Source organism: Haloterrigena turkmenica DSM 5511 (assembly GCF_000025325.1).
Classification (GTDB): domain Archaea; phylum Halobacteriota; class Halobacteria; order Halobacteriales; family Natrialbaceae; genus Haloterrigena; species Haloterrigena turkmenica.
Genome location: NC_013743.1, coordinates 2,800,592 through 2,820,386, shown reverse-complemented (window position 1 = coordinate 2,820,386; position 19,795 = coordinate 2,800,592). Strand labels below are relative to the sequence as shown.

18 protein-coding genes are annotated in these 19,795 nt (G+C 67.6%); 5 read left to right on the top strand and 13 right to left on the bottom strand.

Translation table 11 applies throughout. The features are described 5' to 3' along the window. The first annotated feature begins 167 nt into the window (after window positions 1-167). Window positions 168-1,643 carry an FAD-dependent oxidoreductase gene (locus HTUR_RS13530; RefSeq protein WP_049941900.1) on the top strand — a complete coding sequence of 492 codons (1,476 nt, stop codon included), beginning with the start codon at window positions 168-170 and terminating at the stop codon, window positions 1,641-1,643. A gap of 36 nt (window positions 1,644-1,679) precedes the next feature. Here HTUR_RS13530 and HTUR_RS13525 read toward each other — a convergent pair whose 3' ends face one another. Continuing rightward, window positions 1,680-2,219 (bottom strand): HVO_A0114 family putative DNA-binding protein, encoded by a 540-nt coding sequence (locus tag HTUR_RS13525; RefSeq protein ID WP_012943886.1) that lies wholly within the window; start codon window positions 2,217-2,219, stop codon window positions 1,680-1,682. Window positions 2,220-2,450: 231 nt separating this feature from the next. On the opposite strand from HTUR_RS13525, the gene HTUR_RS13520 reads away from it, so the two are divergent. Next, a complete protein-coding gene (locus HTUR_RS13520) occupies window positions 2,451-4,328 on the top strand; it encodes a glycoside hydrolase family 15 protein (protein WP_012943885.1) in 1,878 nt (625 codons plus the stop codon). A 69-nt stretch (window positions 4,329-4,397) separates the two neighbouring features. On the opposite strand, the gene HTUR_RS13515 is transcribed toward HTUR_RS13520, so the two are convergent. The 6 genes from HTUR_RS13515 to HTUR_RS13490 all read right to left on the bottom strand — a co-directional run bounded on the left by HTUR_RS13515 (window position 4,398) and on the right by HTUR_RS13490 (window position 10,330). Beyond that, complete coding sequence (locus tag HTUR_RS13515; RefSeq protein ID WP_012943884.1) at window positions 4,398-5,834, bottom strand: cupredoxin domain-containing protein; 1,437 nt, start codon at window positions 5,832-5,834, stop codon at window positions 4,398-4,400. Window positions 5,835-6,124: 290 nt separating this feature from the next. Beyond that, window positions 6,125-6,481: a DsrE family protein gene (locus HTUR_RS13510; protein ID WP_012943883.1), complete on the bottom strand. Its 357-nt coding sequence runs from the start codon at window positions 6,479-6,481 to the stop codon at window positions 6,125-6,127. A gap of 98 nt (window positions 6,482-6,579) precedes the next feature. Continuing rightward, entirely contained in the window at window positions 6,580-8,046 is a 1,467-nt protein-coding gene (locus HTUR_RS13505) for a dihydrolipoyl dehydrogenase (RefSeq protein ID WP_012943882.1), read from the bottom strand. Window positions 8,047-8,242: 196 nt separating this feature from the next. Then, window positions 8,243-8,947, bottom strand: a complete 705-nt coding sequence (locus HTUR_RS13500) for an energy-coupling factor transporter transmembrane component T family protein (protein WP_012943881.1) — start codon at window positions 8,945-8,947, stop codon at window positions 8,243-8,245. Between the two features lie 50 nt (window positions 8,948-8,997). After that, on the bottom strand, window positions 8,998-9,702 hold the full coding sequence (locus HTUR_RS13495; protein ID WP_012943880.1) for an energy-coupling factor ABC transporter ATP-binding protein: 705 nt from the start codon (window positions 9,700-9,702) through the stop codon (window positions 8,998-9,000). Window positions 9,703-9,742: 40 nt separating this feature from the next. Further along, window positions 9,743-10,330, bottom strand: a complete 588-nt coding sequence (locus HTUR_RS13490) for a biotin transporter BioY (protein WP_012943879.1) — start codon at window positions 10,328-10,330, stop codon at window positions 9,743-9,745. A gap of 507 nt (window positions 10,331-10,837) precedes the next feature. Here HTUR_RS13490 and HTUR_RS13485 point away from each other — a divergent pair. After that, window positions 10,838-14,962 (top strand): DUF7282 domain-containing protein, encoded by a 4,125-nt coding sequence (locus tag HTUR_RS13485; protein WP_012943878.1) that lies wholly within the window; start codon window positions 10,838-10,840, stop codon window positions 14,960-14,962. Window positions 14,963-15,080: 118 nt separating this feature from the next. Here HTUR_RS13485 and HTUR_RS13480 read toward each other — a convergent pair whose 3' ends face one another. Continuing rightward, entirely contained in the window at window positions 15,081-15,371 is a 291-nt protein-coding gene (locus tag HTUR_RS13480; RefSeq protein WP_012943877.1) for a DUF7545 family protein, read from the bottom strand. Window positions 15,372-15,499: 128 nt separating this feature from the next. On the opposite strand from HTUR_RS13480, the gene HTUR_RS27440 reads away from it, so the two are divergent. Then, the gene (locus HTUR_RS27440; protein WP_012943876.1) at window positions 15,500-15,643 is read left to right on the top strand and encodes a DUF7557 family protein; all 144 of its coding nucleotides are present in this window, start codon (window positions 15,500-15,502) and stop codon (window positions 15,641-15,643) included. 48 nt (window positions 15,644-15,691) lie between these two features. Here the strand turns inward: HTUR_RS27440 and HTUR_RS13470 are convergent, their stop codons facing one another. Further along, window positions 15,692-16,162, bottom strand: a complete 471-nt coding sequence (locus HTUR_RS13470) for a DUF5799 family protein (RefSeq protein ID WP_012943875.1) — start codon at window positions 16,160-16,162, stop codon at window positions 15,692-15,694. Window positions 16,163-16,358: 196 nt separating this feature from the next. Here HTUR_RS13470 and HTUR_RS27435 point away from each other — a divergent pair, with 196 nt between their 5' ends. Beyond that, window positions 16,359-16,532 (top strand): hypothetical protein, encoded by a 174-nt coding sequence (locus HTUR_RS27435; protein WP_012943874.1) that lies wholly within the window; start codon window positions 16,359-16,361, stop codon window positions 16,530-16,532. Window positions 16,533-16,570: 38 nt separating this feature from the next. Here the strand turns inward: HTUR_RS27435 and HTUR_RS13465 are convergent, their stop codons facing one another. The 4 genes from HTUR_RS13465 to HTUR_RS13450 form a co-directional block, all read right to left on the bottom strand. Continuing rightward, window positions 16,571-17,071 (bottom strand): gamma carbonic anhydrase family protein, encoded by a 501-nt coding sequence (locus HTUR_RS13465; RefSeq protein WP_049941899.1) that lies wholly within the window; start codon window positions 17,069-17,071, stop codon window positions 16,571-16,573. 344 nt (window positions 17,072-17,415) lie between these two features. Next, window positions 17,416-17,739 (bottom strand): DUF3006 family protein, encoded by a 324-nt coding sequence (locus tag HTUR_RS13460; protein ID WP_012943872.1) that lies wholly within the window; start codon window positions 17,737-17,739, stop codon window positions 17,416-17,418. Then, window positions 17,736-18,860, bottom strand: coding sequence for a ComEC/Rec2 family competence protein (locus HTUR_RS13455; protein ID WP_012943871.1), 1,125 nt, complete (start codon window positions 18,858-18,860; stop codon window positions 17,736-17,738). The genes HTUR_RS13460 and HTUR_RS13455 overlap by 4 nt, the downstream gene beginning before the upstream one ends. Window positions 18,861-19,081: 221 nt before the next feature. Then, window positions 19,082-19,477, bottom strand: coding sequence for an OsmC family protein (locus tag HTUR_RS13450; RefSeq protein ID WP_012943870.1), 396 nt, complete (start codon window positions 19,475-19,477; stop codon window positions 19,082-19,084). Between the last annotated feature and the right edge of the window lie 318 nt (window positions 19,478-19,795).

Here is a 19,795-nt window from a genome sequence, read left to right as displayed (position 1 = left end):
ACGATGACTGCACAATCGCGGGACGGCGGCGGGACGGGGCGTCCGAAATCCACCGCCGAAGTGCGCTATCCGGAGTCGGACCGATCCTCACGCGGATCGCCTCGGGGAGCGGAACGGAATCCGCCGACACCTCAGGGATTACAATGCGGGCGATCGACTACCAATCCATGACGGACACCTTCGTCATCGTCGGCGGCGACGCCGCCGGCATGGCCGCGGCGAGCAAGGCCAGACGCGAGGACCCGGACCTCGAGATCGTCGTCTTCGAGAAAGGCGAGTGGGTCTCCTACGGCGCCTGCGGCCTGCCCTACTACGTCAAAGGCGAGATTCAGTCGCTCGAGTCGCTGGTCTCGGTGACGCCCGAGGAGTTCCGCGAGGAGCGTGATATCGACCTGCGGACGGGCCACGAGGTTGTCGAGATCGATCCCGACGCACGGACGGTCACTGCCGAAGGCGACGGCGGTGAGGTCGTCCAGCCGTACGACCACCTGCTGCTCGCGACGGGCGCCGAGGCCGTCGCGCCGCCGATCGACGGCACCGAACTCGAGGGCGTCTACACGCTCGGCTCGATGAGCGACGGAAAGGAACTCCGCGAGTACGTGGCTCGAGCGCGGGACGGCGAGTCGTTCCAGCAGGCCGACCGCGGGCCGGCCTGCCGGTATCTCGAGGACTGTTCGGGTCCGGTCGGCGTCGTCGGCGGGGGGTACATCGGCCTCGAGATGGCGGAGGCGCTGGCCGCGAACGGGTTCGAGGTGCACCTGTTCCAGCGCAGCGACCGCGTTCTGACGGGATTCAGCGAGGCGACCAGCGAGGCGGTGGCCGATCACCTCCGGGAGCGGGACGTCGCGCTCTCTCTCGGAAGCGAGGTCCTGGAACTCGCCGGCAGCGAGGCCAGCGAGGCGTCCGACGGCGCCTCGAGCGATCGGACACAGTCCGATGACGCCGCCGAAGTCGAGGCGGTCGTCACCGCGGACGATCGGGTTCCGGTCGAGATGGTCCTGCTCGGGACCGGCGTGCGACCGCGGACGGGCCTCGCCGAGGACGCGGGGATCGAACTGGGGCCGACGGGCGCGATCGCGACCGACGCCTACCGCGAGACGAACCGGCCCGACGTCTACGCCGCCGGCGACTGCGCGGAGGCGACCCACGTCGTGACGGGCGAACCGACCCACGTCCCGCTGGCGCTGACCGCCAACCGACACGGCCGCGCGGTCGGACAGACCGTCACCGGGACGCCGGTGGAGGGCGGCGGCGTCGCCGGCACGGCGGCCGTCAAGGTCTTCGACGTCGAGGCGGCGCGGACCGGCATCCTCGACCACGACGAGGCCCGCGCGGCCGGCTTCGAGCCGGTCAGCGAGACGATCACGGCGAAATCCCGCGCGGGCTACTACCCCGAGGGCGGCGAGGTGACGATCACGCTGACCGCCGACCGCGACTCCGGCCGGGTCCTCGGCGCGAGTCTGGTCAGCGAGTACGGCGAGGGGGCGGTCCACCGCAGTCACGCGATCGTCGCCGCCCTCACGGAGGGAACCACCGTCTCCGAACTCGAGAACTACGATCTGGCGTACGCGCCGCCGTTCAACACTACGTGGGACCCGGTGCTCGTCGCCGCGAAGGTACTCGGCGGCGACCTGCGGGAGTAGCGTCGAATCTCGAGTCGGCGCCGACCTCGAGTCACGTCAGGACGACCCGTCTCGGTCGACGATCACCTGGCTGGGGTCGGTCCGGGCGGTCTCGTCCTCGACCAGCAGCGAGATCTTCTCCTCGCTGAGATCGTCGATCACCTCGACGGCCTCGAGCATCCAGACGTAGAGCCCGAGCTTGAACTGGCGGCGGACCGCGTCCACCGACCGATGCGAGTAGACGTTGACGCGTCCACCGTCGGAGAGGACGCGCGAGCGCTTTTCGACGATTCCGAGGCCGACCAGATGACTGAGGTGTCTGGTGACGACGCTCCGATCGCGCTCGACCATCTCCGCGAGTTCGTTGACCGTGATCTCGGGTTCGGCCATCAGACAGCGACAGACCTCGAGTTCGGTCTCGGAAATGTCGAAGACGGTTCGCATGAGCTCCGCTTCGTCGGGGGCGTCGATCGGAACGGCGCCGTCGTCGACTTCCGTCATCGCGTCGCCACAGCACGTCATCGCTGCGGTTCCCAGCTGGTAGTCGCCGCACGACTCGCAGCGGTACACCGCGAGTTCCACGTCGGAGGATGCCATCGGGGTCGGTACGTCGTCCCCGCAGTAAAGGCTTTCAGCCGCTGCAACGCCCGTCCGCCGCTCGTTGACGCGATCGATTCGATCGAGGCTGGCTGGAAGGCGCCGATCGAGAGGCCCCCGTCGCTGCCGGGATCGACTTTTTCTCCGCGGCCCGCGAACGATTCCCCGTTCGCCCATGTTCGTCGTTCGATCGCACCGCGTTTGGGTCGTTTCCCCGCGACGGTGATTCCAATGCGCGATGACGACTACCCGCCGATCGAGGCCTACGGCGTCGTCGGGAACCTCGAGACCTGTGCGCTCGTCGCCCCGGACGGCTCGGTCGACTGGTTCCCGTTTCCCCACCTCGAGTCGCCGAGCATTTTCGCCGCCGTCCTCGACGCCGAGCGGGGCGGGCGGTTCCGGATCGCCCCGACCGACTCGTTCGAGACCGACCGGCGGTACGTCGACGACACGAACGTCCTCGAGACGTCGTTCCGAACCGACGGCGGCACGGCGACGGTGACGGATTTCCTGCCGCCGGCCGGGCGCACCGACCATCCGAAGAAGGTGCTCTACCGCAAACTCGCCTGCGACGAGGGACGCGTCGACCTCGCGGTCGATCTCGAACCGCGGTTCGATTACGCCCGCGCGGAGACGACGGTGGAATCAGAACAGCGAGGAGCGCTCGCTGAGGGACGAGACGAGCGGACGCTGCTCGAGAGTCCGATCGACCTCGAGATCGAGGACGATCGAGTAACCGGTGAGCTCTCGCTCGAGACCGGCGACGAGGAGTGGTTTCTACTCCGGTGTACGGGCGCAGAGGACGCGAATACGGATCCCGAAGCCGCGCTCGAGGAGAGCCTCGAGTACTGGTCCGATTGGGCACACGACTGTGGTGCCGACGGCGACTGCGTGTTCGAGGGGGCGTGGCACGATCGGGTCGTCCGCTCCGAACTCGTCTTGAAACTCCTCACCCACGCCGAGTCCGGGGCGATCGCGGCCGCGCCGACCACCTCCTTACCCGAGGACATCGGCGGCGTTCGGAACTGGGACTACCGGTTCAACTGGCTCCGCGACGCCGGATTCACCGTTCAGGCGCTGATGAACCTCGGGACCGCCGACGAGGCGACCGCTTACTTCGAGTGGTTCATGGACCTCTGTCAGGCCGACGACCCGGCGGCGATCCAGCCGCTGTACGGCCTCCACGGCGAGTCGGACCTCGAGGAGCGAGAACTCGAGCACTTCGAGGGGTATCGCGGGTCCAGCCCGGTCCGGATCGGCAACGAGGCCGCCGACCAGCGTCAGCACGACACCTACGGCGAACTCCTGCTCGCCGTCGACGAGATGCACCGGCACGGTCGCGAACTGGACCCCGACGAGTGGGACCGAATCCGCGATATCGTCGACTACGTCCGCGAGATCTGGGACGAACCGGACGCGGGCATCTGGGAGGTTCGCGGCGGGGACGAACACTTCGTCTACTCGAAGGTCATGTGCTGGGTCGCTCTCGATCGCGGGATCGCGCTCGCGACCGACGGTGGCTACGACGCTCCGGTCGGGGAGTGGCGGGAGACCTGCGAGCGGATCAGGGCTGACGTCCTCGAGAACGGGTACGACGAGGACGTCGGCGCGTTCGTCCAGTCCTACGGGTCGAACGCGCTCGACGCGACCGGACTCCTGCTCCCGATCGTCGGCTTCCTGCCCTTCGGCGATGACCGCATTCGAGAAACGATCGACGCGATCGAGGAGACGTTAGTCGAGGACGGGGTGTTCGTCCAGCGGTACGACGGCGACGACGGCCTCCCGGGCGAGGAGGGCGCGTTCGTCCTCTGCTCGTGCTGGTTCGTCGACGCGCTCGCGCTCTCCGGGCGCGTCGCGGAGGCCCAATCCCGGTTCGAGACGCTGCTCGAGTACCTGAACCCGCTCGGACTGATCGCGGAAGAGATCGATCCCGAGAGCGGCGCCCATCTCGGGAACTTCCCGCAGGCGTTCAGCCACATCGGAATCGTCAACAGCGCCCTCTATCTCGGCTATCTGCGGGGCCACGAGGCGCCCGGCCCGGCGCCGATGGGGATTCGACTCGGCGAGCCGGTCGGGCTCCCAAGCGAGAGTTCCGATAGGAGATACTGAAACGAATCACACACTGATCGCAGTGCCGTTCTGCGATCAGGTGTGCATTGACTTTCAGCGGCTACTACGTCAGCCGCCGATCTCGATTCCGCCCCGCATGCTCTGGGGGTGGACCTGACAGTAGTACTCGCTCATCTCCTTGCTAGCGGTGAACGTGACCGTCTGCGTCGCCCCCTGATCGCCGACGAGTTCGGACGCGAGAAGGTCCTCGCCGTTCGCGTCCACGATCGCGAAGTTGTGCTGGAGGCCGTCGCCGTTCTCCCAGACGAGCGTGTATTCGGTGCCCGCCTCGAGTTGCAGCGTCGGGTTCTCCGCGCCCGCGATGGCCTCGGGCGCCGCGCCCTGCCAGGCCGACGCCTCGCCGACCAACTGGAAGTCAGCGTCTCCACCGGCCGACTCCTCGGCGTCCGACGCCTCCCCATCGGCCTGTCCGGGGAACTCCCAGTCGTCGAACGGCCCCTCGACGATCTCGTCCTGTTCCCACATCGCGTGGATGAACGGCTGGGTCTCGCCGTTCGGCAGTTCCATCGCGGTCGGCACCGGATCGTAGACGGGCCCCTCCGGAGTCGGCCTGATCGGCAGGACGACGCCGTGGGTGTGGTGGACCTGTCCCGCGATTGTGCCGTCGGGCGCGAGCGGCATCTCCTCGTCTACGGCCATCCGATAGCGCTCGTCGCGTACCGTCTGGGTCGTCATGAAGTGGATGACGCGGAATCCGTCCTCGGTGGCCACCTCGCCGTTGATTCGAACGTCCCCGACGCCCCACGACGCGCCGTAGGTGTACACTCGAGGGAACAGCGGCGAACCGGTCCCCGTGATCCCGTGCAGCCAGCTGCCCGACAACACGCCGCCACCCGTTTCGTAGCCCGGAATCGGCGGTTGCACGACGTGGTCGTGGTCGATTTCGTACTCGTTGCCCGCCGGATCGGTGAACTGCGCGTCGATGTCGACCGCGTCGGTCGTATCGCCCGGCTCACCCGGGAGGTCGTACGGCTGTCGATCCCCGTAGGTGACCTCGAACGAGCCGCTGGTCACCTCGGCCTCGTCGCTGTACAGCGTCGGTTCGGTGAATCGTTCCCGAGCGATTCCGCCCGACTCATCGTCTTCGATCGGCTCGCGGGCGTCCTCCGGTGCCGCGACTAGCGGCGGTAGATCCTCGAGCAATTGCGGAATCGCCTCGTCCAGCGGCTCGGGGAATCCCTTGGCCTGTTCGATGCGCGACTCGAGCAGATCGCTCCCCCGCCGCGGATCGTCCGGCGTTCCGAACACCTGCGGACTCAGCTGTCGCTCACCGGGAAGCACCCAGTAGAAGGCGTTTCCCGGCTCCTGTCTCACCGTGACGTCGCGGCTCGAGTCGGCGGTTTCGCCCCCCTCGTCCTGCCGGGTGACCGCCGATCCGTTCGCTGCTCCGACACCGCCCACGAGCACCCCGAGCGTCGTTGCGCCACCGGCCGCGAGCACCGATCGCCGCGCCACGCCGTCGTTCGAATCGTTTTTGTTTGACATCTGTTACCACGTGTGTTCCGTGGAGGTCGGAGCAAAGAATGAGACGAATCGTTGTGGCACGGCAAGCGCTCACTCCCGTAAGGCTTTAGACGGAGTTTCTCGCGAGCGGGCGACCTAAATCGCGATTAGGACGACTAATCCGATCTTATCGGTTCGAACGTCGACGGGACCGACGTTCCGGGAGACGGTTCGGAACGGGACGAACGGTGACGAGCGCGTCGAACGAACGTCGATACGCACCCGTCGCGCTCGGCCGAAGTACGCCCGAAAAGAACGCCTCGATGGCGGCGTCAGTACGTGATGATCTCGTAGTCGTCGTCGACGAGCGACCGCACGCTGGGATGGCCGTCGTTCTCGTCGATGCGGACGAGGCCCGCGTCCTCGACTGCGTCGTCGGCATCGAACGCGCCGGCGCAGTAGTCACAGACGGCCGCTTCGTCCCGGACGGACTGATAGAGGTCGTGGTAGTCGTGGTCCTCGTCCTCGAGTTCTTCGACCCACTGCGTGCCGGCTCCGTCGAAGATGAGTTCGAGTTCGTCCTCCTCGTTGTCGTCGAACTCCTTCGCCGCCTCGAGGCCGTTGACCAGTCGTCCGGTGTCGGAGTGCGATTCGGTGCCCGCGAGAATAACGATGGCTGCGTTTACCATTGCACGTGGATCCACGCGACTGACGGATAAGACGGCCCGGCGACCGTGTGCGTGCGATGCAACACCGCGACCGCGGCCGACAGTGGCGAACCGCGATGCTAGTGGTCGTGTCCGTGCTCGTGATCGTGGCCCCCGCGGGTGAACTGTCCCGAGAACGCCCGCTGGACGACCTCCGAGAGCGCGGGATGGATGTGAACTGATTCTCGGATATCCTGGACCGTTCCAGAGCCAGCCGTCATCGCGACGACGACCTCCTCGATCAGGTTTGACGCGTCCGGACCGACGATGTGACAGCCCAGAATCTCGCCCTCGAGTGAGATGAGCGGCTTGACCATCCCCTCGGCTTTCATCGCCGAGCCGCGGGCAGTGTCCTCGTACCGGTACGTTCGTTTGGCGTAGTCGCGACCCGCCGCCTGCAGTTCGCCCTCCGTGGCGCCGACGCCGGCGACCTCGGGCGAGGAGAAGACGGCGAAGGGCATCGCCGAGTAGTCGACCGGCTCGAGGTCGTCGCCGAAGAGGTTCCGAACGACGGCCTTCGCCTCGTGGTTCGCGTTGTGTTTCAGGAGGTACTCGCCGACGATGTCACCGAGCGCCCAGACGCCGTCGGCGGTCGTCTGCAGGTACTCGTCGGTCTCGACGAACCCCACGTCGTCGGTCTCGATTCCCGCCGCGTCGACGTTCAGCGTGTCTGTATTCGGCACGCGGCCGGCCGCGACGAGCAGTTCGTCGCCGGTGACCGTGACGGGCTCCGCCCCGTCCTCGGTTTCGGCTTCACCCATCGCCGTCGCCGCGTCCTCGTCGGGCTCCCGATACGGTCGCGCCTCGACGGTCACCTCGCCGTCCGATCCCGAGACCGCGGTCGCCTCGTACCCCGTATACACGTCGAACCGGTCGGCGAATCGGTCGGTGAATTCGGCGGCCACTTCCTCGTCGGCGTCGGGCAACAGGTGCGGCCGCCTGCCGAGCACCGTGACGTCGCTGCCGAACGTCCCGAAGAACTGGCCCAGTTCGGCCGCGATGTAGCCGCCGCCGATCACGACGAGGTGGTCCGGACGCTCCTCGAGTCGCAGCGCTTCCCGGCTCGTCAGGTAGTCGACGTCCTCGATGCCGTCGACCTGCGGGACGCCGGGACGGGTGCCGGCCGCGACGAGAACCGTTTCGGCGGTCAAGCGCTTCCCGTCGTGATCCCCGCCGGAGAGTTCGACCGTTCGCTCGTCGACGAACTTCCCCTCCGTCGGGTAGAGATCGTGCTGCGACGAGGACTCGAGCCCGCGACGGATCGATTCGGAACTCTCCCCCACGTCCTCGTTGACCTCGCGGACGATATCGGCGAAGGCGACGCCATCGACCGTCGCCTCGATCCCGAACTCCTCGGCGCGCTCGATCGTCTCGAGGACCTCAGCGCGGTACAACAGCTGCTTCGAGGGGATACAGCCGCGGTTCAGACAGGTTCCGCCGAGCCGTCCCTTCTCGACGACGGCGACCGACTGACCGCGCCGTGCGGCCGCGTTCGCGACGTCCAGTCCCGATCCCGACCCGATAACCAGGAAATCGTACTCCTCCATGCGCCGAATTCCGACGCCGGGCGTAATGAAGGACCGGCCGGACTGCACGGGAGATGCACACGCACCGTCAGCCTAACGCGCAATCGCGTCGCACGGCTCCCGTTCGGATAGCCAGCAACGGACTCGTCGCGGGGGTGTGAGGACGGTTCCGCGCTCGAGCACCGAGACGGGTCCGATCGGCTCGGCCCCGACTTCTTCACAGCGCCGCCGAGAGCGCGAGCACGGCGGCGACGACGAGAGCGGGATAGTCGAGCCGCGAGAGCGACAGCGCCGGCAGGGTGGGATTCCAGGCGAAACACCGCGCCTGCATTGCGAGCGCGAGTCGATCGGCTCGGTCGAACGCCCGCGAGAGGCCTAACAGCCCCAGCGTACTCGCGCGGTCGACAGCGCCGCGCTGGTCGCCCAGCCGCGCCGCCATCGCGTCGCTGATCGTCCGTAGATCGGCCTGCAGGACCGGCAGAAACCGGAAGACGAGCGCGACGCCGATTCCGAGGAGTTGGCCGGGCCTTCCGGGAATCGTTCGCTGGATCGCGGCTCGAGAGTCCCGGACCGGGGTCGACCGGACGTACGCCGCGCTGACGAGTAAGACGAGCAGGACGCGGTAGCTCGCCCGCGCGGAGGTGAGGCCGTCCGCGAGGTCGAGCCAGGGCGAACCGAACGTGAGCGCCGCGAGTACCGGTGCGAGCGAGAGGAAGAGCAGGGCGAAGCGATAGGCGTACAGCGTCTCGAGGAGCGGAACGCGAGCGGCGACCAAGAGTACGCCGGCGACGGCGGTGAGCGCGACCAGCGCCCGCGGGCTCGTGTGGGCCAGTGCGGTCGCGGCGAACCCGAGCTGGACGGCCAACTTCGAGCGGGGGTCGAGCCGGTGGGCGAGCGTGTCGTCGGGGTCGTAGGTGAGCATCGTCGGGATCGGTGGTCTGGCGGCGGCAGTGATCGTCGCGCCGCGTGCGGTCAGCGCTCTGGCACTCGAACCTCGAAATCCGACAGCGCCTCGAGCGCGCGGTCGGGCGAGTCATCGATGGCGACCGCGCCGTCCCGCATGGCGACGACGCGGTCAGCCAGGTCGAGCACGTCTCGGAGGTCGTGGGTCGCGAGCAGGATTCCGGTTCCGTCCTCCGAGAGCGCCTCGAGTCGCGAGAGGACGGATCGACGGGCCGGATCGTCGAGCCCGGTGAACGGTTCGTCGAGGACGAGGTGAGTGGGCGCCATCGCGAGCGCGCCGGCGATGGCCACGCGGGACTGCTCGCCGCCCGAGAGGTGGTCGATCCGCTCGTCCTCGCGACCGGCCATGTTGACGGCTTCGAGGGCGTCGGCCACCCGGCGGTCGATCTCGGCGCGCTCGAGGCCGAGGTTCTCCGGGCCGAAGGCGACGTCGGCGCCGACCGTCGCGGCGACGAACTGGTCGCGCGGGTGCTGGAAGACCATGCCGACGCTCGAGCGGGCGGCGACGAGGTCCTCGGTGACGGGAGTCCCGTCGACCAGCACTGTTCCCGAATCGGGCGTCACCAGTCCGTTGCAGTGGCGCAGCAGGGTCGTCTTGCCGCTCCCGTTGGCGCCCGCGAGGACGACGAACTCGCCGTCGCCGATGGTCAGCGAGACGTCCTCGAGGACGGGCACGTCGTCGAAAGCGTAGGTAACGGAGCGAAACTCGATCATCGCGTCCTCGCTGACGGGGTCAGCGGCGTCACTCGAGCGATCACGATCCGACCGGCTCGAGTCGCCCGCTCTCGACGATCGCGATCGCAGCGACCATCTTGACCAGCTCGGCGGGAACGAACGGGAGCGCGTAGCCGGCGATCGCCTCCCAGGGCTCGAGGGCCTGAAGCCAGGCCGCGTACGCCGTCCCCATGGCGTAGATGAGGATCGTCGCGGCGACGAGCGCGACGACGACGATCGGCAGGGGGACGTCGGCGGGATTTCGGAGGTCGGTGCCCCGGTGGACGATGGCGCCGATCAGCGCCGCCGCGAGCGGGTACGACCAGAGGTAGCCCGCGGTGTTTCCGACGAGGGGGCCGAATCCGGCCTCCATCCCCGAGAAGACCGGGAGGCCGGCTGCACCGGCGGTCAGATAGAGCAGCATCGAGATCGCCCCCCAGACCGGCCCCAGGACGAGGCCGGCGAGAAAGACGAACAGCACCTGCAGCGTGATCGGCGCCGGCGAGAACGGATACGGAATCGTCACGAATATCGACGCCCCCACCAGCGCCGCCAGCACCGCCGCGCGAGCGAACTGGCGGACGACGTCCCCATCGACGAGGTCGACCGACTCTCGGTTCGTTGCCATACCACACCGACTCTCGTAAACCGAGTTCAACACTTCGGTTTCCGAAGGGCGAGGAGAGACAAAAGTCTGTCATCTCCGCACGACGGGACGGATCCCGACCCGTCGGGAGGGATCGAAACAGCCCGCTTCCCCTCTGGAAACGGACAGTTCGCGGAGAATCCGACCCGATCGAGGCCCGAACGCGTCCGAAATCACCGCTCCCTCGAGAGCGCCGCTCCGTCGGGAGACGCCGCGCTCGAGTGGAGTAATGGGGAATTGTATCCGATTACTAACCGAAACGACCCGCTGGCCTTATGCGCTCTTTCGCTCCCGTGATAGAAAGCTGATGTCATCCGTACGTAGCCGGTTCGGACCGAGGAGCGATCGGGAACCGAGACGTAGCCAGCGGCCGACTCGCGGACGGTGGGAACGCGACGGTCTCAGAGGCCGTTGGAGCCGCGATCGCCGCTCTAACCGTGGGGAGCAAGCGAACCGATCGAGCGATCGAGCCGGCAGGGGCGTCGAGCCATGAATCGGTCTCGGGGCGCGGCCGTAGCGGTGCTCGCCGTCGCCGCGTTGATGGTCACGAGCGTAGTGGCACTTCCGCTGCTCAGCGGCGGTATCGTCCCGTTCGAGGGCGGCGAGAGCGATCCCGGCGAGGGAGTCGGCGAAACGACCGATATCGCCGCTACGGACAGTGTGGCCGCCAGCCAAGACGATGGCAGTGGGAGTGCGGACTCCATCGCGGCTGATGCGGCGGACCGAGAACCTGTGCGTGCGAGCCAGTCGGCCGGAGACGGCGAGTTAGTGTCGTTCGACTCCGCGGCCGAATCGGCCGCGACCGACGCAGAAGCGAAGGCCGACGCGGACGCGACCGCCTCGCTCGCACAGGAACAGACGGACGCCGTCGAGGCCGGCGTCGACGAGGGGATCGAACTGGCCCAGCAGCAGGGCGTCGAGGTGACCCAGGAACAGCGCGCGGCGGCCGTCGAGGCCGCCAGTCAGTCGGCGGCCCAGCACCAGGCGGCCGACGCCGAACAGATTCAGGCGGCGACGGCCGGCGCGGTCCACGGCTCGCTGATCCAGTCTCAGGACGCCGAGATCGAACAGATCCAGTCCGCGGTCGGCGGCGCGACCGACGGCGCGCTCGCCCAGTCTCAGACGGTCGCAGCGAGCCAGATGCAGAGCGCGACCTGGGGGGCGACCCACGGCGCCCTCGCACAGAAACAGCACGCCGACGTCGAACAGATCCAGGTCGCCACGCGCGGGGCCGCAGCGGGGGCGTGCCGGGAAGCGGGCGATAGCGACGTTCAGGACCACCCGAAGACCCAGGAGGCCGCGCAGGGGGCGGCCTACGGCGTCCTCGAGCAGTACCAGAAGATCACCGTCGAACAGCGCCAGCGGATCACGCTCGAGCACGTCCAGCACGCGGCGGCCGGCGCGTCCGCGGGCGCACTCGAGGGAAGCGTCCCAGTAGCCCTCGAGGGCGAACAGAGCCAGGAGATCGACGTCGAACAGCGCCAACGCGTGGACATCAAGCAGGTACAGAAGGCCGCTACGGGCGCCGCGAAAGGAGCGCTTGTCCAGCGACAGGAAGTCACCGTCGAGCAGACCCAGGCCGCGGCCCGCGGAGCCAGTCGGGGCTCGCTGACGCAGCTCCAGACCGTCAGCGTCGAACAGGTCCAGCGGATCTCGATCAGCCAGATTCAGGAGGCATCCTTCGGCGCGGCTAAGGGAGCGATCTATCAGAGCCAGTCGGCCACAATCGAGCAGATCCAGGCGGCGGCCGATGGGGCCGCGGGCGGCGTGCTGGTCCAGCACCAGGAGATCTCGATCACCCAGATCCAATACGCCGCGGTCGGTGCGTCTCAGGGAGCGATCGAGTCGGCGGTCCAGTACCAGATCGTCGACGTCGACCAGATTCAGGCCGCCGCGTTCGGCGCCGGCGAGGGATCTGTGCTCCAGCAGCAGGTCATCGATAGTACCCAAGTCCAGCGGCTGGCGTCCGGCGGTGCCAGCGGCGCGCTGAGTCAGTCTCAAGAGGCGACCGTCGAACAGATCCAGGTCGCCGCCAGCAGCGCCACGCAGGAGACGGCCCGCGTCGTCCAGTATCAGCGGATCAGCGTCACGCAACTGCAGGTCCTGACCCAGGAAACCGCGTCCAACGCCACCGCGTACGCGGTCCAACAGGAGATCGACGATATCACCGAAATCAGGCAGTACGTCGAGGACGCGGCCGAGGATCGCGCCGACGAGATCGACGAACTCGAGGGAACGGCGTCGATTACGTTCGCCGACCGGGAAAGTGACGGCGAGACGGTCAGCGTCGACGAGGTCAACCTCTCGGAGGGCGGCTTCGTCGCGATCTACGCGGCCGACGCCGTCGCCGATCCGGGCGCCGTGCTCGGGACGTCGAGCGCCCTCGAAGCCGGGAGCCACTCCGGCGTCGAGATCGACCTCGAGGAGCCGATCGAGGAGGACCAGCCCCTCACCGCGGTGGTCCACCACGATACGAACGACGACGGAACGTTCGAGTACGGCGACACCGACGGGGCGGAGGACGTCCCGTACGTCACCGACGCCGGCGTGCCGGTGCTCGATACGGCGTTCGTCTCGGTCGGCGACGAACCGCAGGAGCCCCAGGAACCACAGGAACCGGCCGAGCCGAACGCGACGCTCTCAGTGAGCGATCAGACCGGCGACGGCGAGAACCTGACCGTCGACGAAGCGAGCGCGACCGTCGACTACGCGGTGACGGCGTCGGCTAACGGAACCACGGCCGAGAGCCAGTCATTCGAGGCCAACGGGACGGTGACGGACCTCGAACTCGAGTTCGATTCGCCGCTCTCCGAGAACGCGACGGTCGACGTCGCCGTCACCGACGAGAACGGCACGGCGCTGGTGAACGAATCCGTCGAGTACACGGTCGACGACGCTCCGGACGAACCGGCTGAGCCGAACGAATCGGCGGCCACGCTCAACGTGTCGGACCAGACGGGCGACGGCGAGACGCTCGTCGTCGACGAGGCGAACGCGACCGTTGACTACCGACTCACCGCGACCGACGAGAACGGCACGCAACGCGGGGAGAGCGATCTCTTCGAGGCCAACGAGACCGCCGAGTTCGAGTCGCTCGATCTCGAGCCGCCACTCTCCGAGAACGCGACACTCGAGGTCGCCGTCACCGACGAGAACGGCACGGCACTGGCGAACGAGTCCGTCGAGTACACGGTCGACGGCGATCCGGCAACGTTCAACGCGACGTTCCTCAGTTGTTCGCGGGCCGAGGTGACTGGCTCCTTCGAAGCGGGCGACACGATCATCGTCGGGACCGCGTTCTACGAGAGCGGCGGCTTCGGCAACTCGATGGGCGAGTACGCTGTCACTGTCGGCGAGGACGTCCCGGCGCCGTTCGAGGGGACGCTCACCTACGAGACCGGTGACGACTTCACCATCGCCGAGACGGCCGACGGCGCGACCGTCATGATCCCCGAGGGCGATACGGGTGCCGTGATCACCGGCTTCGCGTCGCCCGACGCGACGCCGGGTTCGATCGACTACCCGAACCCCGACGCCAGCGAGTGTATCGAGGAGATCCGACCCGAACAGCCGAATATCTCCGTCGCGGAGACGGCGCCGACCGAGGACGGCATCGCGGTCACCTTCGAGTACGAGAACCCAAACAACGAATCGCTGCCGGTCGGTAGCGAGTTCGTCGAGGGGACGGCCGCCGACGAGCCGCCGTCGGAACTCGAGCCCGGCAACGACTCGTTCACCGTCGACTGGACCCCCGAAAACGACAGCGAACGACTCGTCTGGGAGGTCGACATGAGCAACTACGGCTACGAGGAGCCGCTGACCGCCGAAACGCTGCCGGCCGGCGAGATCGACTCGGGCGAGCCGACCGAACCTGCCGCGTTCAACGTCTCGATCACGGAGGCGAACGACTCGGTCGAAGCGGGTGATCCTCTCGAGGTCGACGCCGCGATCGAGAACACCGGCGGGGAGAACGGCACGCAGGACGTTCAGCTGGCGATCGACGGCTCGGTCGTCAACGAGACACCGGTCTCGCTCGAGCCCGGTGCGTCCGAATCGGTCACGTTGACCGCCGACACGGCCGACCTCGAGCCCGGCGAGTACCCGGTCACGGTCTCGACTGACAACGCGACCGCCGAGACGACCGTAACGATCGAGGAGCCCGGCGAGGCCGAGTTCGCCGTCGCCGACCTCGAGGCACCGGCGTCCGGCGAGCCGGGGTCGTCGGTGACGGTCGACGCGACGATCGAAAACGTCGGCGATGCCGAGGGCACCCAGACGGTGAGCTACGCCGTCGACGGCCAGACCGTCGCAGAGGAGAGCGTCGCGCTCGAGGCCGGCGGCGCGACGACCCTGTCGTTCTCGTTGACGCTGCCGGAGACCGACTCGACGCACACGGTCGCGACCGACGACGAGCAGGCGTCGGTGACCATCGCGGCGACGCAGCCGGCCGAGGAAGAACCGAGCGAAACGGGGCCGACTGAAACGGAACCGACCGATGAGGGGCCGCCCGAGCCGACGGAGCCGCCAGCGCCCGAGTCGCCCGGTGAACCGGAGGGACCCGCCGGAACGGAGACGGGTCCAGCAACGAACGGTTCTGACGTCGCCGCCGAGTGACGGACTCGAGACCGGGCGGTGCGCGACCGACTCGCTACCGACGGTCCGGACTCGACGCGCTCGAAAAATCTTCTCGAGTCGATCGGATCGGTCCGAACGGACTCGAGTGCGGTCGCGGTTAGTGCTGGTGGCCGGTCGCTTCGCCGTAGGTCACGCCGAAGCGTTCCTCGAACAGGTCCATGATGCGGGCTTCCTGGGCCTCGAGTTCCGCGTCGGCGTCCTGTCCGTGGTGGACGATGTGGTGGGCGCGGCTGGCGAAGGACAGCAGGGTGACGTCGCCGACCGTCTCGGCGTCGGTCTGGTCGCCTTCCGCGACGAGGTCGAGGAGTCCGGTGGGGACCGTGACTTCGTCGGTGGTACCGTCGTCGGCGCTGATCTCGAAGGTCGTCGTGTCGACTTCCTCGGTCATACCCCTACCGTAGTGAACTGTCCCTAAAGGTGCTGTGGCTTGCATCGGAGCGGGACGCGGTCTCGCGCTGCGATCCGACCGCCACCCACCCCATGGCGTTTTTGCTGATCGCCGTCGAAGCGTCGTATATGCCATCCGTGGAACTCGAGGAGGAGACGATCGAACGGCTGGAGGCGCTTCGCGTCGACGACGAGTCCTACGACGAACTCGTCAACGAACTGATCAACATCTACGAGACCAGCGAGTACACGCTCTTTCACGCCGGCGACTGAGCGGTCCGCGGTCTCGTTCGATCGGTCCCGACTAGCCCGCTGGCAGCACTAGTCGTCCGCGGCCGCGGCCTTCCGAACCGACTGCCAGCGTCCGTTCGACTCGAGGTGGGACTGAAGTTCCTCGGCGTACTCCTGCGTGAGCTGCTCGGCCGCGCGGAGCTTTTCGGCGTGATCGTCGCCGCCGTCGCCGCCCAGCCCGAGGGCACCCATAATCGAGTCGAAGACGCCGCCCGACGAACTGTTCCGGTTGCCCCCGCCCGCACCCGGGCCACCCATCGCGCCCATGCCGCCGCTGGGGACGTTCTCGAGTTCGGGGATGATTCCCTCGACCTGCTCGATGTCGGCGACGAGCCGCGCGCGGTCGGGATCGTCGGCGTCTTCGATCTCGAACTCCGTCGCGGTCATGATCAGGCTCCACTGCTGGTTGGAAAACCGCGAGTCGGCGATCCGCGAGGAGAACTCCTGATCGACGGTCATTCGGGCGCCGACGATCCGGTCCGTCCACGGTGAGTCGCTCATGGCTATCGCTTGGGACGGCGGCTGTATCAGCGTTTTCATCGGGTTCGCGCTCGAGTCGCCGAGAGACTCGGATACCACCGTTCGTCGACTGCGTCGCCCGTGTTCTCGCTCGCGGCGAGCGTCCGGTCCGGAGCAGCCGGACGGGTGGATAGAACTATGCCGTGAGAGCGGCCACGTCAGGCGAGGAGTACGCGGAATGGATCAGCTCACAGCCCATCGTCTCAAGTTGGCAGTCGGGATCGCGATTCTCGTCGGCGGAGTGCTCTGGATCGCCATCGGCGGCCGAACGACGAAGAACACCTTCGTGGTCATCTGCGGTGTGGGAACGCTCGTCGAGGAGCAGTACCGGTGGAACAAAACCGGCTCGTAGCCGACTCTCGGGACGAACGGTCCTCGAGTCCGACCCGCTCAGTCGAGTCGCTCGGACGTCTCGGCGTATTTCCGCGAGAGTTCGACGTACCGGTCGGCCGTCGCCTCGAGGTGGGGATCGTCGATCTCGGTTTTCGGCTCGGCGGGCGCGCCGGCGACGAGCGTCTGCGGCGGCACCTCGGTTCCCTCGGTGACCACGCTGCCGGCCGCGACGACGGCGCCCGCGCCGACGTGAGCGCCGTCGAGGACGGTCGCGTTCATCCCGACCAGCGCGCGCTCCCCGACGGTCGCGTCGTGGACGATCGCGCTGTGACCGACCGTCGAGTGGGGCTCGAGTGCGGCGTCCTCGTGGAGCACGGCGTTGTCCTGAACGTTGGCCCCCTCGCCGACGACGATCCGGCCGTGGTCGCCCCGCAGCGTCGTGTTCGGCCAGACGCTCGCCTCCGCCTCGACGACGACGTCGCCGATGACGACCGCGGCCTCGTCGACGTACGCCGAGTCGGCGACCTGCGGCTCCGTTCCGTCGAACGATCGTAGCATGGCTGCGTCTGCTCCGAGGAGCGTCTTGAACCTGACCATCGGCGAACGGAACCAGCCGGCTCGCGACCCGCGTCGGACGATGGCCGGCGCGACGACTGCCGACGCACTCGGCGTCGCGGACCACGTTCGTCTCGTTCGGACCGTTCGGTCCCAACGTATTTTGGCACCACTGCTATCTACAAACATGATGAAGATGCGACTGCAGCGGCATCCGTCTCTCCCGATCGAAGGCACTCCGCTGCTGTGTCATCCCACACATCCCGAACCACCATGGGGGTTTTCACCCCCGTCACCTGCCTTCGTTCCACCTCTCCACCTCGATTCCCCGTGAGCCGTGCGTTCGCCTACTCGTCGGAGAGCCGCTCGGAGAGGCGATCGAACCGATCCTGGGCCTCCTCCCGTCGATCCCGCTCGAGCGACGGGCGATAGTCCACCGACGTGAAGTCGTCGTCCTCGAGACCGTCGCCCGTCTCGAGGTCGTTGTCCGCCTCTAGACTGTCGTCCGCGAGTTCGACGTCGAAGAGGGCGCCCTCGTGTCGGCCGTCCTCGGGCAGTCGCTCGACGTCGAGGACGCGCTCGTCGACCACCGTCCCGTCGTCCTCGAGTAGGAGCACGGCCGTCTCGCCGTCGACGATGCGGTCGAGGACCGCGGTGTAGTGCTCGGTCATCGTGCCGAGAGACGCGGCGCGGCACTATCAACTACCGGTGCGGGCGCCCGCTCGAGCGACGCCGGGGACTGGACCGACGACGGCTGTTCGGGCGGCGATGACTGTTCGAGCGACGGCGACTGTTCGGGTGACGGGGCCGACAGCGATTCCGATTCCGACTGGGCCTGCTCCTTTCGCTCGAGCAGCGCCGCCGGATCGGTCGGGCCCTCGGTCTCGGGCGTCACCGCGACCTCCTCGCCGTCGGTCTCGAGGACGATGTCACCGTGAACGCCGGTCCAGTAGGTCTCGACGCCGCGATCGGCGAAGGCCTCGAGCACCTCGTCGTGGGGGTGGCCGTACTGGGAGTCGAGCGCGCTCGAGATCACCGCGATTTCGGGGTCAACGGCGTCGAGGAACGGCGCCGTCGACGAGGTCGAAGAACCGTGGTGACCGGCCTGATAGGCGTCGGCCGCGAGGGCGTCGCCGCGCTCGTCGACGAGTCGCCGCTCGGCTCCGTCCTCGATGTCGCCCGTCGTCAGATACGAGAACTCCCCGTACTCGACGCTGAGAACGGTGCTGTAGGCGTCGATACTGCCTCCGTCGTCGTCGCCGGGCGGATTCAGTACGGTCGCGTCGACCGACTCGTCCTCGAGGGGCAAGTGATCGCCCGCGGCGACCTTGAGGAGCCTGACCTCGTGCTCCTCGATCGCGTCGAGGTAGTTGTCGTAGGTGGCGCTGGTAGACGCGACGCCGGGGTCGTAGACCGCGCCGACGCCCTCGCCTCGCTCCTCGAAGTGTTCGATGACGGCCGCGTGACCGCCGATGTGGTCGGCGTGGCCGTGGGTCGTGACGAGGTGGTCGATTCGCTCGATGCCCTCGCCCTCGAGGTAGTCGATGACGCCCTGCCCGTCGGCCTGCCAGATCCCCGTATCGATTAACACCGTCTCGCCGTCAGGCGTGACCAGCAGCGTCGAATCGCCCTGTCCCACGTCGATGTGGTGGATCTCGAGGTCGCCAGCGGCGTCGTCGCTGTCGTCGCTGGCGCCCTCGGAACCGTCGCTCGGAACGAACCCGCCGAGACATCCCGACAGAACGAGCAGTCCAGCGACTGATACGACCACGAGACCGCGGTGGCGTCGCATACCCGATTCGATGACGCCGCGGCGTATGGTGGTTCGGATCGTTCAGTTGCCACTACTATCCGCTTCAGAAACATGTGCTGTAGAAAATGTGATACTCGGACCTCCCTCGATCGATTCGGGGGTGACCGTTCGAGCGGGCGAACGAATCACCCGCGCAACCGCGACCGTGACGGTCGTATATTCGACGCGAATCGCGCGCGGACCGCCCGTCGAGAACCGCGTTAGACCGCGTTCCCCTCGAAACTCGTCTCCGCGTGGAGGCTGTCCTTCAGCGCGTCGTGGACCTTACAGAGCTCGAAGGCGCGCTCGATGACCTCCTCGCCGGTGTCCTCGTCGACGTCGGCCTCGACGCGGACGTCGAACTGGACGGACTCGAGTTTGTCGTCGTCGTTCAGTTCGCCTGTGATGTCGATCTCGATCGTCCCGAGGTCGCCCGCGTCGCGCTGTTGCCCGCCGACGCGCAGCGCCGGGACGTAACAGGAGCCGTACGCGGCCAGCAGCGCCTCGAGCGTGTCCGGCGCGTCCTCGCCGTTGGCGTCGATCGTCGTCTCGAACTCGCGGATCTCGTTCGTCGCGCTGTAACCCTCCTCGGAGACGGTGGTGACCTGCTTCGCCATAGCACTCGAGTCGTCCACGGGCGGCGCTGTAAACGTTTGGTGGTGTACTGCCGATGCGAGCCAGCGAGCGCGAACCGCCTTCCGGGCGCGGTTCGCCGATCGGACAGCGGTAAGCCGACCACGTCGTCGGCGACCTGCGTTTGCAGCGTAATTCGATTTATCAGCCGACGTGAAACGTTCACGGACGAATGATGGCCAGTTCCGATAGGCGATCGGCGAGCGGATTCGACGTCGGCTCGCCGTTACGGGGCGGTGGGCGACGGCGCTCCGACGCGGGCAGCGAACGAAAGGGGTCCCGTCCCTCGGTGCGGCCGCGAG

Excerpts from the sequence above, each read along its gene's own strand:
- HTUR_RS13525 (WP_012943886.1), bottom strand. The coding sequence starts at position 2,219 with ATGGCATCCTCCGACGTGGAACTCGCGGTGTACCGCTGCGAGTCGTGC.
- HTUR_RS13460 (WP_012943872.1), bottom strand. The coding sequence starts at position 17,739 with ATGACCGAGCACTACACCGCGGTCCTCGACCGCATCGTCGACGGCGAG.
- HTUR_RS13465 (WP_049941899.1), bottom strand. The coding sequence starts at position 17,071 with ATGCTACGATCGTTCGACGGAACGGAGCCGCAGGTCGCCGACTCGGCG.
- HTUR_RS13520 (WP_012943885.1), top strand. The coding sequence starts at position 2,451 with ATGCGCGATGACGACTACCCGCCGATCGAGGCCTACGGCGTCGTCGGG.
- HTUR_RS13455 (WP_012943871.1), bottom strand. The coding sequence starts at position 18,860 with ATGCGACGCCACCGCGGTCTCGTGGTCGTATCAGTCGCTGGACTGCTC.
- HTUR_RS27440 (WP_012943876.1), top strand. The coding sequence starts at position 15,500 with ATGCCATCCGTGGAACTCGAGGAGGAGACGATCGAACGGCTGGAGGCG.
- HTUR_RS13485 (WP_012943878.1), top strand. The coding sequence starts at position 10,838 with ATGAATCGGTCTCGGGGCGCGGCCGTAGCGGTGCTCGCCGTCGCCGCG.
- HTUR_RS13505 (WP_012943882.1), bottom strand. The coding sequence starts at position 8,046 with ATGGAGGAGTACGATTTCCTGGTTATCGGGTCGGGATCGGGACTGGAC.
- HTUR_RS13495 (WP_012943880.1), bottom strand. The coding sequence starts at position 9,702 with ATGATCGAGTTTCGCTCCGTTACCTACGCTTTCGACGACGTGCCCGTC.
- HTUR_RS13480 (WP_012943877.1), bottom strand. The coding sequence starts at position 15,371 with ATGACCGAGGAAGTCGACACGACGACCTTCGAGATCAGCGCCGACGAC.
- HTUR_RS13450 (WP_012943870.1), bottom strand. The coding sequence starts at position 19,477 with ATGGCGAAGCAGGTCACCACCGTCTCCGAGGAGGGTTACAGCGCGACG.
- HTUR_RS13510 (WP_012943883.1), bottom strand. The coding sequence starts at position 6,481 with ATGGTAAACGCAGCCATCGTTATTCTCGCGGGCACCGAATCGCACTCC.
- HTUR_RS13515 (WP_012943884.1), bottom strand. The coding sequence starts at position 5,834 with ATGTCAAACAAAAACGATTCGAACGACGGCGTGGCGCGGCGATCGGTG.
- HTUR_RS13500 (WP_012943881.1), bottom strand. The coding sequence starts at position 8,947 with ATGCTCACCTACGACCCCGACGACACGCTCGCCCACCGGCTCGACCCC.
- HTUR_RS13490 (WP_012943879.1), bottom strand. The coding sequence starts at position 10,330 with ATGGCAACGAACCGAGAGTCGGTCGACCTCGTCGATGGGGACGTCGTC.
- HTUR_RS27435 (WP_012943874.1), top strand. The coding sequence starts at position 16,359 with ATGGATCAGCTCACAGCCCATCGTCTCAAGTTGGCAGTCGGGATCGCG.
- HTUR_RS13470 (WP_012943875.1), bottom strand. The coding sequence starts at position 16,162 with ATGAGCGACTCACCGTGGACGGACCGGATCGTCGGCGCCCGAATGACC.
- HTUR_RS13530 (WP_049941900.1), top strand. The coding sequence starts at position 168 with ATGACGGACACCTTCGTCATCGTCGGCGGCGACGCCGCCGGCATGGCC.